We start from the raw sequence: 14,802 nt of genomic DNA on the forward strand, positions 1-14,802 counted from the left end.
AACGAATCAAGCTATGGGAAGCGCTCGGCGCGCGTGGAAAGCACGCGGAAAGCACGTGGAGAATGGCGCCATGAGCTTTGAAGTGGACATCGGCTACAGCAGCCAGCGCGGACCGCGCGACGTGAACGAAGACTTTGCCGGTGCCGTGAACGCACCGCCGGGCGAAGAGTCGCGCGGGCTCATCGCGGCCATTGCCGACGGCGTGTCCACCGGCGGGCGCGGCCTGGAGGCGGCGCAGACGACCGTCATGGGCCTCTTGGCCGACTACTTCGCGACGCCCGACACCTGGGAGCCGACCGCCGCGCTCGACCGCCTGGTCGCCGCGCAGAACGCCTGGCTCGCCGACCACAACCGGCGGCGGCAGGGCGGCGCCACCGCGCTCACCACCCTGACGGCGCTGGTGCTGCACGGCCAGAGCTACACGCTCGCGCACGTGGGCGACACGCGCGCATGGCGCGTGCGCGCCGGCGGCGGGCCGGCCATGCCGCTGACCCAGGACCATGCCTTCGAGCATCCCGACATGCGCAGCCGCCTGACGCGCGCCATCGGCCTGGACGACCAGGTGCGCGTCGACTATGCGCAGGGCGACGTGCGCGTGGGAGACTGCTTCGTGCTCACCACTGACGGCGTGCACGGCGTGCTCAAGCCGCAGCGCCTGGCCGCGCTCGCCCTGCAAGGCAGTGCCGAGGAGGCGAGCGAGGCGCTGGTGCGCGCGGCGCTCGACGCCGGCACGCGCGACAACGCGACCGCGCTGGTCATCCGCGTTGTCGGCCTGGATCTGCGGCAACTCGACGACGAACTTGGCGACGGCCGCCGCCTGGCGCCGCCGCCGTTCCTGAAGGTGGGCGACGCGCTCGACGGCTACGTCGTCACCGCGCTGGTGGCCGACACCGGCGTGCACCTGCTGTACCAGGCGCGCAATGCGGCCACGCGCGAACTGGTGGCGCTCAAGACCTTGCATCCCTCGCGCGCCAGCGACCCGCAGGAGCGCGCGATGCTCGCGCACGAAGCCTGGCTGGGCCAGCGCGTGGGCAACAGCGGATTCGTGCGCGTGCACGAGCGCGCCGAGAACGCCAGCGCGCTCTACATCGTGTTCGACTGGCACGGCGGCCGCACGCTGGAGCAGATGCGCAAGTCCGGCGCGCGCGGCGCGGTGGCCGAGGTGGTTGCCGCCGCCATCGAGCTGGCCAAGGCCCTGGGCCGGCTGCACCGCCACGGCGTGGTGCATCGCGACATCAAGCCCGGCAACCTGCACCTGGGCGACGATGGCCGCTGGCGTATTCTCGACCTGGGCGTGGCGCTGTCGGGCCGCGAAGGCGCGGCCCAGCGGGAGCTGCATGCCGGCACGCCGAGCTACATCAACCCCGAGCAGTGGGAGGGCGCCGAAGCCGACACCGCGAGCGACCTGTTTGCGCTCGGCGTCACGCTGTACCAGTGGCTCGGCGGTCATCTGCCCTATGGCGAGATCGAGCCCTACCAGGTGGCGCGCTACCGGCGCGATCCGGCCGCACTCTCGCGCCTGCGGCCCGACGTGCCCGTGTGGCTCGACCATCTGGTGCGCAAGGCCGTCGCGCGCGATCCGCGCGAGCGCTTCGAAACTGCCGAGGAAATGCTGCTTGCCCTGGAGCGGGGTGCTTCCCGCCCCGTGAGCGCGCCCGCCGCCACGCCGCTGATCCGCCGCGACCCGGCCGCGCTCTACAAGATCGCGCTGGCCGTGTCGCTGCTGTTCAACGCACTGCTGGTGGTGTGGCTGCTGTTCTTGCCACGTTGAGGACGGGCGGAGGAAGGTCATGGCCGCGCCGTCTTCCTCGCGGGGGGCACGTACTTGGCTTCGGCAGCGTGGGGCGAGGTGCGTGCCCGGCCACCTTTCTCGGCCCAGGTGCGGGTCCAGCGGATCTGCATCACGCGCATGACGCCCAGCATCGCCAGCGACAGCGCACCGAAGAATACGAAGCCCCAGACGTAGCTGCCCAGGTACTGCTTCGACAGGCCCATGGCATTGGGCACCAGGCCGCCGCCCAGCGCGCCGATCTCGCCGATCATCGAGCCGGCCACGGCGGTGCTCGTGGGCCAGCGCAGCGGCACCAGTTGGAACAGCGCGCCGTTGCCTGCGCCCAGCGCGGCAAAGCACAGGATCAAGAGCAGCGTGGTGAGCGCGAGCGATGCCGACGAGATGCCCACCAGCACCAGCCCGACGGCCACCACCAGCAGCACCACGGTCAGCGTGTTGACGCCACCCCAGCGGTCGGAGATCCAGCCGCCGACGATGCGCACCGCCGCGCCCATGAAGGCGGCCAGCATCGTGAGCTGTCCGGCCTGCACCTTGCTCACGCCGAACTGGTCGTAGTAGTAGGAGGGCAGGAAGGTGATGAGCCCGATGAAGCCGCCGAAGGTCACGCCGTAGATCAGGCTGAACACCCAGCCGTCCTTCTCGAACAGGCAGGCGATGTGCTCGCGGAAGCTGGCATGGCTGTCGACGTCGGGCGGCTCCTTGGCGAACACGATCATCACGATCATCGGCACCAGGATCGCGGCGGCTGCCACGGCATACACCGCCTGCCAGCCGAGCCACTGCGCGAGCGGCGGCGCCACCAGCACCGACACCGCCGTGCCCACGTTGCCGGCACCCACCAGGCCCATCGCAAGGCCCTTGTGCTGCGGCGGGAACCAGCCCGAGCCCAGCGACAGCGCCACGCCGAAGCTTGCGCCCGCAATGCCCAGCAGCACGCCCATGGCGAGCAGGTCGTTGAAGCTCTTCACGAAGAAGAAGCCGAACAGCATCGCCACCGCGATCAGGCCCATCTCGACCAGCGTGGCGTTCTTGCGCCCGATGTACTGCGACAGGATGCCGAGCGGAAAGCGCATCAGCGCGCCCGCGATGATCGGCACCGACAGCATCAGGCCCTTCTGCGCGGGCGAGAGGTCGAAGGTCTCGCCGATGAAGGGCGCCATCGCGCCGTTGAGCACCCAGATGCAGCACGAAAACGAGAAGTACAGGAAGGACGCAAACAGCGTCGGCCCGTGGCCGGAATGCAGAAAGGTCTTGAAGCTGGACATGGCGTTCAATCGTGCGAAATGCCGCGGCGCGGCCTTGCAGGAGCCGTGTCGACGGACGGGGTTGGGGCGGGATGCCGGCAGCGGACGCTGTCGGCGTGGGGGTGCTTCCCGGCACGTGCAGTGCCAGGATGGATGCAGGAGTCTGCAGCCTCACCAAAGCGGTGCTTCGTTACACCGCACCCTGCTCTACGCAAGAGGCGTGCCTGCGAAAGCGCGCGGGCCTGGCCTATGCTTGCGCTGCTCTGCATCACCTCGCCATGATTTCTCTTCTCGCCGTCTTGCCCAATGAATTCGCCGACTCCGCGCCCTTGCCGGACCTGCCGGAGCCGTTGCGGCTGGCGCTGGAGGGGGTGAATGCCACTGTGCTCGGAAGGGCCACCTGCCACACGCTGGTGCAGCAGGTGAGTGCGCTTGCACCGCAACAGGCATGGGTCCATTTGCCCGAACCGGCGGATCAGCTGCCGGCGCTGGTCGACGCACTGCAGGCGTGGGGTGGCGCGCCGCCTTGCGCGCTGAGCCTGGCCAGTGCGCCGCTGAGCGGAGAACAGCACGAGGCGCTGGCCGCGCTCGGCGTGCATGCCTGGGCGCCCATCGATGCGCTGGACGCCCTGTCGCTCGCGGCGTTGATCGCCCGCGCGCAGGCGCGCTGGCAGCGCGAGGCCGCGCTGCGCACCGAGCTCGATGCCCTGCGCACGCGCATGGACGAGCGCAAGTGGGTCGACCGTGCCAAGGGCCTGCTGATGTCGGCGCGCGGCATCGGGGAAGACGAGGCCTTCGGCCTGCTGCGCGGCGCCGCGATGCATGCCAACCTGCGGCTGGGCGAGGTCTCGCGCTCCGTGATCGAGGCCGCGCAGTGGGCTGACGCGATCAACCGCGCGGGGCAGCTGCGCATGCTCTCGCAGCGGCTGGTGCGCGTGGCGGCGCAACTGCTGTCGGGCATCGACGTGCAGCGCGCACGGGTCCTGCGCACGCAGTCGACCGAGCGGGTGCAGCAGAACCTCGATCATCTGGGCACCCTCGAGCTGGGCGCGGCCGGCGTGCTCGCGCTGGGCGAAGTGCGGGCCGCCTGGAGCGAGCTCGCCAGCTCGCTGGCCGCGCGTCCGACGCAGCCGGGGCTGGCCGAGATCGACGCGCGCGGCGAGGCCTTGCTCTCGGCTGCCGAGGCCATGACCGAGGCGCTGGAGGCCTCGGGCGCGCGGCGCGCGCTGCGCATCGTCAACATCTGCGGTCGCCAGCGCATGCGCGCGCAGCGCCTCGCGAAGGACGCATTGCTCGCATCGACCATTGCGGCCGAGGCGTCGCGCGAGCGCCTGCTGCCGACCATGAACGAATTCGAGGCCGCGCTGCTGGAGCTGGAGCGCGCGCCCCTCAGCTCGCCCGAGATCCGCGCCGCGCTGGCGGCCGCGCGCGACGAATGGCTGCGCCTGGTCGGCGGCGTGCAGGCGCACGGCAGCCCCGAAGGCCGCGCGACGCTGGTGCGCTCGAGCGAGGCGCTCGTCGACACCTTCGAGCGCCTCACGGGGTGGTACGAGCACAGCCTGCAGGTCATCATGTCCTGACGCCGCTTGTGCCGCGCTCGTTGGATCAGGCTGCAGCCTTCTCCACGTGCGCCTGGCGCGTGTAGAGGAAATCGATCACCGCCTTGCGGGCGTGAACATAGGCCGGGTCTTCGGCCAGTTCGACGCGGTTGCGCGGACGCGCGATGTCGACCTTCAGCACCTCGCCGATGGTGGCGGCCGGGCCGTTGGTGAGCATCACGATGCGGTCGGAGAGGAGCACCGCCTCGTCGACGTCGTGCGTGACCATGACGACGGTGCTCTGCGTCTTCTGCACGATGGCGAGCAGTTCGTCCTGCAGCTTGGCGCGCGTGAGTGCGTCGAGGGCGCCGAAGGGCTCGTCCATCAGCAGCACCTTGGGTTCCATCGACAGCGCGCGCGCAATGCCCACGCGCTGCTTCATTCCGCCGGAGATTTCGCCGGGGCGCTTCTGCGCGGCGGCCGAGAGGCCGACCATCGCAAGCGCCGCATCGGTGCGCGCGCGCAGCTGCGCCTTGCCTTCGGTGGCGGCAAAGACGCGCTCGACGGCCAGGTACACGTTCTCGAAGCAGGTGAGCCAGGGCAGCAGCGAGTGGTTCTGGAACACCACCGCGCGCTCCGGGCCCGGCCCCTTGATTTCCCTGTTCGCGCACAGCAGCACGCCCTGCGTCGGCGTGGTCAGGCCCGCGATGAGGTTCAGCAGCGTCGACTTGCCGCAGCCCGAATGGCCGATCAGCGTGACGAACTCGCCCTTGGCCACGTTCAGGTTGACGCCCTGCAGCGCAAGGAAGCTGCCCTTGGCGGTCTTGAAGCGCTGCTCGACGTTGTGGATCTCGATGTACTTCGAATCATCATTCATGACTTCACCTCTTCGAACGTGAACGCGGTTGCAAGCTTGATGAGCGCGAACTCAAGCACCAGGCCGACGATGCCGATCACGAAGATCGCGATGATGATGTTGGCGACGTTGAGGTTGTTCCACTCGTCCCACACCCAGAAGCCGATGCCGACGCCGCCGGTGAGCATCTCGGCCGCGACGATCACGAGCCACGCGGTGCCCACCGCCAGGCGCACGCCGGTCAGCATGTAGGGCAGCACGGCCGGGAACAGGATCTTCGTGAAGATCTTCCACTCCGACAGGTTCAGCACCTTGGCCACGTTCATGTAGTCGCTCGGCACGCGCTGCACGCCGACCGCGGTGTTGATCACCATCGGCCAGATCGAGCAGATGAAGATGGTCCAGATGGCCGCCGGGTTGGCGCCCTTGAAGACGAGCAGGCCGATCGGCAGCCAGGCGAGCGGCGACACCGGGCGCAGCAGGCTGATCAGCGGGTTGAACATGCGCGAAAGGAACTCGAAGCGCCCGATCGCAAAGCCCGCCGGAATGCCGGCTGCCGCGGCAAGCCCGAAACCCAGCGCCACGCGCTGCAGCGACGAGAGCACGTTCCAGCCCACGCCCTGGTCGTTCGGGCCCTTGCTGTAGAACGGGTCGCTGAACACCGTGAGCGCCTGCTGCCAGGTGGCCAGCGGCGACGGAAAGCCGGTGGTGCTCTTCATGGCCACCAGTTCCCAGACCAGCACCAGCAGGCCGAAGCCCGCGAGCGGCGGCAGCACGCGCATCCAGAAGGCGCGAAGGTCGATGGGCGCGCGGAACCTGGGTTCGGCCGGCGCGCGGACGGCAGGCGCCGCGGTCTTGTTCGTGGACACGGCAGGCGCAGCGTGCGCCGCGGCGGCCTCGATCGGGGAGTGGAAAACGGCACTGACCATGATGTGTTTCTCCTCAGGCATGCAGCTTGAAAGACTCGGCGTACTTCTTCGGATCCTTGCCGTCCCACACGGTGCCGTCGAACAGCTTGCTGCTGCGCATCACGTCCTTGGGCACGGGGGTCTGCGTGGCGGCGGCGGCCTGCTTGTAGATGTCGATGCGGTTGATCTCGGTGGCCACCTTCAGGTAGTCCGGATGCTCCTTGAGCAGGCCCCAGCGCTTGTGCTGCGTGAGGAACCACATGCCGTCCGACAGGTAGGGGAAGCTCACGGCGCCGCCGTTGTAGAACTTCATGTGGTTGGGGTCGTCCCAGCTCTTGCCCATGCCGTTGACGTAGCGGCCCAGGATGCGCTGGTTGATCGCGTCCACGCTGGTGTTGACGTAGCTCTTGTCGGCGATGGTCTCGGCCATCTTGTTCTTGTTCTGCAGGCCGGCGTCGATCCACTTGCCGGCCTCGATGATGGCCGCGGTGACGGCGCGCGCGGTGTTGGGGTACTTCTTGACGAAGTCGCCCGTGGTGCCGAGCACTTTCTCGGGGTGGTCCTTCCAGATGTCCTGCGTCGTGATGGCCGTCACCCCGATGCCGTCCATGATCGCGCGCTGGCCCCAGGGCTCGCCCACGCAGTAGCCGTCCATGTTGCCCACGCGCATGTTGGCCACCATCTGCGGAGGCGGCACCGTGATGTTCTTGACGTCCTTGAAGGGGTCGATGCCGGCCGATGCGAGCCAGTAGTAGAGCCACATCGCATGCGTGCCCGTGGGAAAGGTCTGTGCGAAGGTGTATTCGCGCTTCTCGCTCGCGATCAGCTTGGCGAGCGAGGGAGCATCGACTGCGCCCTTGTCCGCGAGCTTCTTCGACAGCGTGATGGCCTGCCCGTTGTTGTTGAGGGTCATGAGTACGGCCATGTCCTTCTTCGGGCCGCTCAGGCCCAGGTGCATGCCGTAGACCAGGCCGTAGAGCACGTGCGCCATGTCCAGGTCGCCGTTGGAGAGCTTGTCGCGCACGCCGGCCCAACTGGCTTCCTTGCTGGGCACGATCTTCACGCCGTACTTCTTGTCGATGCCCAGCACCGAGGCCATCACCACGCTGGCGCAGTCGGTCAGCGGGATGAAGCCGATCTTCACTTCCTCCTTCTCCGGCTTGTCGGAGCCCTGGGCCCAGACGGCGGCGCGCAGCGCGGGATCGATGGCCACGGCGCCAATGGCGGCGGCTTGCAGTACGCGGCGGCGGCTGAGGCGGGTTGTCAGCGGGTCGGTCATGTGGCGGGCTCCGGTGAGTGAAGGAAGAACGAACAAAAGCGAAAAACAAAAAAGGCGTCCGCACCGCGCAGGGGCTGCTCGAAAACGAGCCCTTGCGGGATGGGGACGCCTTTGTCCGGTTTCGGTGGACGACACCCGCCGTTGGGTGCCGCCTGCCTGGGACCCGAAGGTCCATGTACTACTTCAGCAAACTATGTGCCAGCTTTCGTGCGTGCCGATTGCTATCGAATCAGCAGCAGGAGAGCGGTTGCCGGCCTATCCGAAACGGCCGCAAGGCGGAAATCCGGATTCATGCACGGTTGTTGTGCGTTGCACCAATTCGAGTGCTTTTCGGGCGGCGCTCAGCGCCGGGGCGCTGCATCGAGCGGCAGGTAGTCGGCCATGGCGAGCATCGACTCGGCCACGTCGACGAGGCGGCGCTTCTGGTTCATGGCCGTCTGGAGCAGCATCTTGTGCGCTTCGTTCTCGCTCATGCGGCGGTGCGCCATCAAGAGGCCCTTGGCGCGTTCGACCAGCTTGCGCTCGTTGAGCGAAGCGCGCACGGTTTCGAGTTCGTCGCTCATGGCCTGCAGGCGGCGCGACTGCTCCTGGACCATGTCGAGCACCGAGCGCTCGAGATGGCGGCCGTATTGCGCGGGCTCCGTGGCCCGGGTGTCGGCGTCGTCGAAGAACACCGCGCCCTCGGGCTGCGGCGCCAGGTTGCCGAGCACCTCCTGGTATTTCTGCAGTTCGCCGCGCGCCTGCGCGGTCTTGCGGGCGCAGAGCTCGCGCAGGTCGGCGGCCAGCCGGTGTTCGACGGTCTTCATGGCGTCGATGCGGCGCGTGCACCAGTCGAACCAGGCCTGGCTCAGCCGGGCGTCGGGAACGCACGCCGAGGCCGCCTGGGCCGGGCTCACGCTCATGCGGCGCTGGCGCTCGATCTCGGCCATGACCGGGTCGGACTGGCTTTGGTGCCAGAGCGCCAGCACGCCGCTGCTCGAAAAATCGGTAAAGACCTGGAAGCAGCGCTCCTGCAGTTCGATGAGGTGCAGCCACTGCTGGCGCTGCGCCTCGTCGCTGCGCCCCAGCGCCAGCGACGCAGCGCCGAAGGCACGCTCCTGGCCGGCAAATTCCTTGCCCTGCATGAAGTTGAACATCGCCACCAGCAGGCGCGAGATCTCGGGGTCGGTGGCGCCGTCGGCCGCCTCGAACACCACCGCCAGCAGGCCGGCAACGAGCTTTGCGAATGCGGCGGTGGCCTGCGCGGGCGTCAGCTCGAGCGCGCCGATGCGCCGGCGCAGGGCGGGCAGGCCGTCCAGCCCCGGAAGCACCCAGGCAATGCGGCTGAAGAGGCGGGCGCTGTTGCCTGCGGTGGCGCCGGGGTGCGCTTCGGTCTCGAGCTGGTCGAATCCGGCGCGCACCTCCTGCTCGAGCGCCAGGCATTCGGCGATCTGCGGATCGCGCTGCTCGGCGAAGCGGACGCCGCGCGAGGCGAGGAACACGTTGGACATGCCGCGCTCCCGCTGCAGCGCATGGACCAGCCGCGCGATCAGGCCGACCAGGTCGCTGGTGCGCGCGAGCTGGTCCAGCTCGTCGATTTCGCACTTTCTGGCGGCGATCAGAAAACTCAGTCCGGATTTCATGGCGGGAAAGGGGAGGCAACGGGCTTGCTGCAACATCCGTGCCGCACGGGCATTCCTCGCCGCCTACACTCCCGGGCATGCTTCTCCTGGGAATCGAATCATCCTGCGACGAAACCGGCGTGGCGCTGGTGGAAACGCATGGCAGCGCGCTGCCGCAGCTGCGCTCGCATGCGCTGCACAGCCAGATCGCCATGCACCGGGCCTATGGCGGCGTGGTGCCCGAACTGGCCAGCCGCGACCACATCCGCCGCGTGCTGCCGCTGACCGAAGCCGTGATGGCCGAAGCGGGCCGCTCGCTGGCCGAGATCGACGTGGTCGCCTACACGCGCGGGCCGGGCCTGGCCGGGGCCTTGCTGGTGGGCGCCGGCGTGGCCTGCGCGCTGGGCGCGGCGCTCGGCAAGCCGGTGCTCGGGGTGCATCACCTCGAAGGGCACCTGCTGTCGCCGTTCCTGAGTGCCGATCCGCCGGAATTTCCCTTCGTGGCGCTGCTCGTGTCGGGCGGCCATACGCAGCTCATGCGGGTCGACGGCGTGGGCCGCTACGAACTCCTGGGGGAAACCATCGACGATGCGGCCGGCGAGGCTTTCGACAAGAGCGCCAAGCTCATGGGCCTGCCTTATCCGGGCGGCCCCTGGCTGGCCAAGCTGGCGGAGGCAGGCAACCCCACGGCGTTCAAGCTGCCGCGGCCGCTGCTGCACAGCGGCGACCTCGACTTTTCGTTCGCCGGCCTGAAGACGGCCGTGCTGACGCAGGCCAAGAAGCTCGGCGCCGAGCTCGAGGCGAACAAGGCCGACCTGGCCGCGTCCACGCAGGCGGCAATCGTCGAGGTGCTGCTGAAGAAATCGCTGGCCGCGCTCGGGCAGACGGGCCTCAGGCGGCTGGTGGTGGCCGGCGGGGTGGGCGCGAACCGAAGCCTGCGGGAGCAATTGAACGCCGCCTGCGCCCGGCGCGGCGTGCGCGTGCACTACCCGGAACTGCACCTGTGCACCGACAACGGGGCCATGATCGCCATGGCGGCCGCCATGCGGCTGCAGTCGGGCCTGGCAGAGGCGAGCGAGCGCTATGCCTTCGACGTCAAGCCGCGATGGCCCATGGCTTCGCTGATGACGTCATCCGAGACGCCGCGGCCGGTGCCCGCATAGCCGCCGACGGGCGAGAACGGCCGAGCGACGGTAGCGGCAGCACGTCGAGCACATTGCGCCAGAGTTGGCGCCATTGCGGCCAGTCGTGGCCGCCTTCGGTCGTGAAGACGCGGCCTTCGGGCAGGGCGTCCGCCAGCAGCTTGTGGTTGCTGGCAAAGCGGTCGCTGAGGCCGAAGCCAAGGTAGAGCTGGGGCAGGCTCTGGGATTTCTGCGGCTCCAGGTACTGCTGGAACCAAGGCCACAGCTTGCGGTCGACTTCCTCGTCGGGCAGGGGGCCGGCCGGCGCCTGCCAGGTGCGCAGGCCGCCGGCCTTGAGGATCTCGGCACCAAGAACGCGGCGCCCCAGGTAGGGCGCCAGCGCGACGATGCCGTCGACCGAGCCCGGCCGCGACAGTTCATGGATCAGCGCGCCGAAGCCGCCAATGGAAATCCCGACCAGCCAGATCGACTTGTAGCCCTTGGCGCGCTGCGGCTCGATGACGTCCGCATGCAGCCGCTCGCTGAGCGTCTGGTCGTAATAGTAGGAAACATCGGCATCCACCAGCAGCGAGTCGGCCGCCAGGTGGCGCTCGCGCACGGCGCTGATGAAGCCTTCGCGCTCGAACTCGTCGGGTTTCAGGTAGGCGCCCGGAAGGAAGACCAGGAGCGTATCGGACCGTTCATCGTCTTTGGCTGACTTGAGGTGCGTGATCATGGCGTGCCTTGAGGGGCACCCGAATCCGCACCGTCATGGATTCGGTGCGTCTGTCGAAACGCCCACGAAGAAAGAAAAATGTGAAAACGTCACATGATGTGACGTTATTCGCTGTCGTATTGTGATTAGAGAGCGTCTTCAAAGTCAAAAACAATAGATAACGACACTTTCCTCTTGTGGGCTTTGCAGGCTCAGTTGATCGGCAGCTGCGCAACCTGGCTGACCGGCACCTGCTTGCCCAGCTTCAGCGTGAGCACGCCGTTCTCGAGCCTGGCCTCGCTCGAGGCCGCGTCGATGTCCAGCGGCAACTCGTAGGCCGCCTTGAATTGGCGCTTGGCTTCTGCCTTGCTGTCGATGCGGACCACGGCGCCCTCGATGCCGATGGCGAGGTCTTCGCGCGAGAGGCCCGGCACGTCGATGGAGAGCGTCCAGCTCTTGTCGTCCTGCTCGACGAGCGGCGAGGGGCGCGTTCCGGCGAAGGCATCGTTGACGAAGCGCTCGAAGGCGCGGTCGTACGAACGGGGTGCAAAGCGGGCGGTGCGAAGGGTGGGTGCGAAAAACATGTGAGAACTCCTGAATGAACACAATGGGGACAAGGAATGTGTGTCCCTTACACTGCGCGGCCATTCAATCCTGAGTGCCGCTTGACACCCATCTAGGCACAGCCGCACCCGTTTCAAGACAATGAATCCCCCCTTTATTTGGCGTCGCAAGGCCTTGAAATTTGCGGCGCTGGCGCTATGCGCGGCCCCCTTCGCAGCGCAGGCGCAGACACCGCCCGCGCCCATCCGTCTCGCGCTGATCGAAAGCATGAGCGGGCCGTTCGCCAACACCGGCGAGGCGGTGTTCCGCAACCTGCTGTGGGCCGTGGAGCGCGTGAATGCGCGCGGCGGCATCAAGCTGCCCGGCGGAGCGCGGCCGCTGCAGCTCGACCGCTACGACAGCAAGGGGCAGAACGAAGAAGCGCTGTCGGCGCTGCGTGCGGCCATCGACGACGGCGCGCGCATCGTGCTGCAGGGCAATTCGTCGGCCACCGCCGCGGCGCTGGTCGATGCCATCGAAAAGAACAACGAGCGCGACCCCGCGCGGCGCGTGATCTTCCTCAACTACGCGGCGGTCGATCCGGTGCTGACCAACGAGCGCTGCAGCTTCTGGCACTTCCGCTTCGACGCGCATGCCGACATGCGCGTGGCCGCGCTCATGCAAGTGGTGAAGGACGATGCGGCCATCAAGCGCGCTTACCTGATCGGACAGGACTACAGCTTCGGCCAGGCGGTGCTGCGCGAATCGAAGCGCCAGCTCGGCCTGCAGCGGCCCGACGTGGAGATCGTCGCGGAAGAGCTCCATCCGATGGGCAAGGTGAAGGACTTCGCGCCCTACGCCAGCAAGATCATCGCGAGCGGCGCGCAGGCCGTGTTCACCGGCAACTGGGGCAACGACCTCACGCTGCTCGTGAAGGCCGCGCGCGAGGCCGGCTTCAATGGCAGCTTCTATACCTTCTACGGCAACGCGCTCGGCGCGCCGGCAGCCATCGGGGATGCCGGTATCGGCCGCGTGATCGCGGTGGCCGACTGGCTGCCCAACGTGCAGAGCGCGCAGTCCGAGGCCTTCTACCGCGCCTTCCGCGCGCGCTTTCCGAAACCCGCCGACGACTACGTGCACATGCGCATGCAATTGCTCGTGGAGTCGCTTGCGCAATCGATAGCGCGTGCGGGCAGCGTCGACGCGGTGGCCGTGGCGCGCGCCCTCGAGCAGGCCGACGTGAGCCTCTACGGCCAGCGCGGCCGCATGCGCGCGGCGGACCATCAGTTCCAGCAGCAGCTGGTGGTCGGCGTGATGGACAAGCAGGGCAGGCCGGGCGTGCAATTCGATGTCGAGGGTTCGGGCTACGGCTTTCGCGTGGTCAAGACCATCGCCCCCGAACGCGCCGAACTGCCGACCACCTGCAAGATGAAAAGAATCTAGGAAACGAAGACATGCGTGAAGCCATCCACAACCTCGAAGCCTCCAAGATCCGCGAGGTTGCCAATGCCGGACTCGGCCGCGACGACGTGCTCGCGTTCTGGTTCGGCGAAAGCGACGAGGTCACGCCCGAGGTGATCCGCCAGGCGGCGATCGACTCGCTGCAGCGCGGCGAAACCTTCTATGCGCACAACCTCGGCCTGCCCGAATTGCGCGAGGCCATCGCGCGCTACACCAGCGCGCTGCATCCCGCGGTCGATGCGTCGCGCATCGCCGTCACGTCCGGCGGCGTCAGCGCGCTGATGCTCGCGGTGCAGGCGCTGGTCGACGCGGGCGACGAGGTGGTCGCGGTCACGCCCGTGTGGCCCAACCTCACGGCGCAGCCAGCGATCCTCGGCGCCCACGTGCGCACCGTGGCGCTGGTGCCCGCCGATGGCCAATGGACGCTCGACCTGGCCGCGCTGCGCAAGGCGGTCACGCCAAGGACCAGGCTGCTGATCGTCAACGCGCCCAACAACCCGACCGGCTGGACCATGACGCGCGAAGAGCAGCAGGCCGTGCTCGACCACTGCCGCGAAACCGGCACCTGGATCCTGGCCGACGAGGTGTACGAACGGCTGTACTTCGAACCCACGCCCAACGGCTGCGCGCCGAGCTTCCTGGACATTTCCAGGCCGGACGACCGGCTGGTGGTGACGCACAGCTTCTCGAAGAGTTTCCTCATGACCGGCTGGCGCCTCGGCTGGCTCGTGCTGCCGCCCGCGCTGGTCGACGGCATCGGCAAGCTGATCGAGTTCAACACCTCCTGCGCCAGCGTCTTCACGCAGCGCGCCGCCGTTGCCGCCATCGAGCACACCGCGGAGATCACGCCCCGCGTGGTGGCCCACCTGAAGCAGTGCCGCGACACCCTGGTGCCCTTGCTGGCCGGGCTGCCCGGCGTGCAGGTGGCCCCCGCCAGGGGCGGCATGTACGCCTTCTTCCGCCTCGAAGGCTTCGGCGACTCCCTCGACCTGGCCAAACGCCTGGTCGTCGAAGCCGGCCTTGGCCTGGCCCCCGGCAATGCCTTCGCCCCGGAAGCCCAGGGCTGGCTGCGCTGGTGCTTCGCCTCCAAGGATCCGCAGCGGCTTGTCCAAGGCGTGGAGCGCCTCAAAACCTGGCTCGCTGCCCAGAAATAGCGAGGCCGAAGGCGAGCCGCCCCTTCCAGAGATGCCGCGGAACCGGCTCCGCCGGGCCGCAGGCGTCGCCCCCGGTAGGGGGAGGGAGGAGCGACACGAAGTGCGCGGAGCCTGGGGGCGAGCTATAATGAATGGCTTTGCATGCCGCAAGGCGCACGGTGAGGGCAGTTCCAGCGCTCACCGCAAGTCAAACATCCCGGAACAAAGGAAATTCAATGATCGCAGCCTCCATCAAGGCCGAAGTCGTCAAGGACAACGCCCGCGCCGCCAACGACACCGGCAGCCCCGAAGTTCAAGTCGCACTGCTGACCGCCCGTATCAACGAGCTCACCCCCCACTTCAAGACGCACGCCAAGGACCACCACGGCCGTCGCGGCCTGTTGCGCATGGTGAGCCGCCGCCGCAAGCTCCTGGACTACCTCAAGTCCAAGGATGCCGACCGCTACACCGCGCTGATCGCCAAGCTGGGTCTGCGCAAGTAAATCGAATCGCATGAAAAAACGCCTGGGTTAGTCCGCTAGCTCAGGCGTTTTTTACTTCGCGATCCACTTTCGGAGTGCCAAAACAGAGCGAAGCTGTGTCATTCCAAT

Annotated in this window: 13 protein-coding genes; 6 read left to right on the top strand and 7 right to left on the bottom strand. The window is 67.9% G+C overall.

Features of this window, described 5'->3' with window-relative positions:
• The first annotated feature begins 70 nt into the window (after positions 1 to 70).
• Positions 71 to 1,771 carry a bifunctional protein-serine/threonine kinase/phosphatase gene (locus EJO66_RS29875; protein ID WP_125966942.1) on the top strand — a complete coding sequence of 567 codons (1,701 nt, stop codon included), beginning with the start codon at positions 71 to 73 and terminating at the stop codon, positions 1,769 to 1,771.
• 17 nt (positions 1,772 to 1,788) lie between these two features.
• On the opposite strand, the gene EJO66_RS29880 is transcribed toward EJO66_RS29875, so the two are convergent.
• Positions 1,789 to 3,057: an MFS transporter gene (locus EJO66_RS29880; protein WP_125966943.1), complete on the bottom strand. Its 1,269-nt coding sequence runs from the start codon at positions 3,055 to 3,057 to the stop codon at positions 1,789 to 1,791.
• A gap of 257 nt (positions 3,058 to 3,314) precedes the next feature.
• Between EJO66_RS29880 and EJO66_RS29885 the strand changes: the two genes are divergently transcribed.
• The gene (locus EJO66_RS29885; RefSeq protein WP_125966944.1) at positions 3,315 to 4,616 is read left to right on the top strand and encodes an ANTAR domain-containing protein; all 1,302 of its coding nucleotides are present in this window, start codon (positions 3,315 to 3,317) and stop codon (positions 4,614 to 4,616) included.
• 25 nt (positions 4,617 to 4,641) lie between these two features.
• On the opposite strand, the gene EJO66_RS29890 is transcribed toward EJO66_RS29885, so the two are convergent.
• From EJO66_RS29890 to EJO66_RS29905, 4 genes are all read right to left on the bottom strand, one after another.
• Entirely contained in the window at positions 4,642 to 5,451 is an 810-nt protein-coding gene (locus tag EJO66_RS29890; protein ID WP_125966945.1) for an ABC transporter ATP-binding protein, read from the bottom strand.
• Positions 5,448 to 6,359 (bottom strand): nitrate ABC transporter permease, encoded by a 912-nt coding sequence (gene ntrB / locus EJO66_RS29895; RefSeq protein WP_125966946.1) that lies wholly within the window; start codon positions 6,357 to 6,359, stop codon positions 5,448 to 5,450. The genes EJO66_RS29890 and ntrB overlap by 4 nt, the downstream gene beginning before the upstream one ends.
• 13 nt (positions 6,360 to 6,372) lie before the next feature.
• Positions 6,373 to 7,617: a CmpA/NrtA family ABC transporter substrate-binding protein gene (locus EJO66_RS29900; protein WP_125966947.1), complete on the bottom strand. Its 1,245-nt coding sequence runs from the start codon at positions 7,615 to 7,617 to the stop codon at positions 6,373 to 6,375.
• A gap of 341 nt (positions 7,618 to 7,958) precedes the next feature.
• Positions 7,959 to 9,239, bottom strand: a complete 1,281-nt coding sequence (locus tag EJO66_RS29905) for a nitrate regulatory protein (RefSeq protein WP_125966948.1) — start codon at positions 9,237 to 9,239, stop codon at positions 7,959 to 7,961.
• A 77-nt stretch (positions 9,240 to 9,316) separates the two neighbouring features.
• On the opposite strand from EJO66_RS29905, the gene tsaD reads away from it, so the two are divergent.
• Entirely contained in the window at positions 9,317 to 10,381 is a 1,065-nt protein-coding gene (gene tsaD, locus EJO66_RS29910) for a tRNA (adenosine(37)-N6)-threonylcarbamoyltransferase complex transferase subunit TsaD (protein ID WP_125966949.1), read from the top strand.
• Here tsaD and EJO66_RS29915 read toward each other — a convergent pair.
• Positions 10,314 to 11,075, bottom strand: a complete 762-nt coding sequence (locus EJO66_RS29915; RefSeq protein WP_124961647.1) for an alpha/beta hydrolase-fold protein — start codon at positions 11,073 to 11,075, stop codon at positions 10,314 to 10,316. The genes tsaD and EJO66_RS29915 overlap by 68 nt on opposite strands.
• Positions 11,076 to 11,266: 191 nt before the next feature.
• Positions 11,267 to 11,638 (bottom strand): Hsp20/alpha crystallin family protein, encoded by a 372-nt coding sequence (locus tag EJO66_RS29920; RefSeq protein WP_124961646.1) that lies wholly within the window; start codon positions 11,636 to 11,638, stop codon positions 11,267 to 11,269.
• Between the two features lie 121 nt (positions 11,639 to 11,759).
• Here EJO66_RS29920 and EJO66_RS29925 point away from each other — a divergent pair, with 121 nt between their 5' ends.
• The 3 genes from EJO66_RS29925 to rpsO all read left to right on the top strand — a co-directional run bounded on the left by EJO66_RS29925 (position 11,760) and on the right by rpsO (position 14,694).
• The gene (locus tag EJO66_RS29925; protein WP_124961645.1) at positions 11,760 to 13,040 is read left to right on the top strand and encodes a branched-chain amino acid ABC transporter substrate-binding protein; all 1,281 of its coding nucleotides are present in this window, start codon (positions 11,760 to 11,762) and stop codon (positions 13,038 to 13,040) included.
• 11 nt (positions 13,041 to 13,051) lie between these two features.
• Positions 13,052 to 14,212 (top strand): pyridoxal phosphate-dependent aminotransferase, encoded by a 1,161-nt coding sequence (locus tag EJO66_RS29930; RefSeq protein WP_125966950.1) that lies wholly within the window; start codon positions 13,052 to 13,054, stop codon positions 14,210 to 14,212.
• A gap of 215 nt (positions 14,213 to 14,427) precedes the next feature.
• Positions 14,428 to 14,694, top strand: coding sequence for a 30S ribosomal protein S15 (gene rpsO, locus EJO66_RS29935; RefSeq protein WP_007837783.1), 267 nt, complete (start codon positions 14,428 to 14,430; stop codon positions 14,692 to 14,694).
• The last annotated feature ends 108 nt before the right edge of the window (positions 14,695 to 14,802 follow it).

Origin of the sequence: Variovorax beijingensis, from assembly GCF_003951285.1 — a bacterium.
Classification (GTDB): domain Bacteria; phylum Pseudomonadota; class Gammaproteobacteria; order Burkholderiales; family Burkholderiaceae_C; genus Variovorax; species Variovorax beijingensis.

Excerpts from the sequence above, each read along its gene's own strand:
- EJO66_RS29875 (WP_125966942.1), top strand. The coding sequence starts at position 71 with ATGAGCTTTGAAGTGGACATCGGCTACAGCAGCCAGCGCGGACCGCGC.
- EJO66_RS29890 (WP_125966945.1), bottom strand. The coding sequence starts at position 5,451 with ATGAATGATGATTCGAAGTACATCGAGATCCACAACGTCGAGCAGCGC.
- rpsO (WP_007837783.1), top strand. The coding sequence starts at position 14,428 with ATGATCGCAGCCTCCATCAAGGCCGAAGTCGTCAAGGACAACGCCCGC.
- EJO66_RS29915 (WP_124961647.1), bottom strand. The coding sequence starts at position 11,075 with ATGATCACGCACCTCAAGTCAGCCAAAGACGATGAACGGTCCGATACG.
- ntrB (WP_125966946.1), bottom strand. The coding sequence starts at position 6,359 with ATGGTCAGTGCCGTTTTCCACTCCCCGATCGAGGCCGCCGCGGCGCAC.
- EJO66_RS29930 (WP_125966950.1), top strand. The coding sequence starts at position 13,052 with ATGCGTGAAGCCATCCACAACCTCGAAGCCTCCAAGATCCGCGAGGTT.
- EJO66_RS29925 (WP_124961645.1), top strand. The coding sequence starts at position 11,760 with ATGAATCCCCCCTTTATTTGGCGTCGCAAGGCCTTGAAATTTGCGGCG.
- EJO66_RS29880 (WP_125966943.1), bottom strand. The coding sequence starts at position 3,057 with ATGTCCAGCTTCAAGACCTTTCTGCATTCCGGCCACGGGCCGACGCTG.
- tsaD (WP_125966949.1), top strand. The coding sequence starts at position 9,317 with ATGCTTCTCCTGGGAATCGAATCATCCTGCGACGAAACCGGCGTGGCG.
- EJO66_RS29920 (WP_124961646.1), bottom strand. The coding sequence starts at position 11,638 with ATGTTTTTCGCACCCACCCTTCGCACCGCCCGCTTTGCACCCCGTTCG.
- EJO66_RS29900 (WP_125966947.1), bottom strand. The coding sequence starts at position 7,617 with ATGACCGACCCGCTGACAACCCGCCTCAGCCGCCGCCGCGTACTGCAA.
- EJO66_RS29905 (WP_125966948.1), bottom strand. The coding sequence starts at position 9,239 with ATGAAATCCGGACTGAGTTTTCTGATCGCCGCCAGAAAGTGCGAAATC.
- EJO66_RS29885 (WP_125966944.1), top strand. The coding sequence starts at position 3,315 with ATGATTTCTCTTCTCGCCGTCTTGCCCAATGAATTCGCCGACTCCGCG.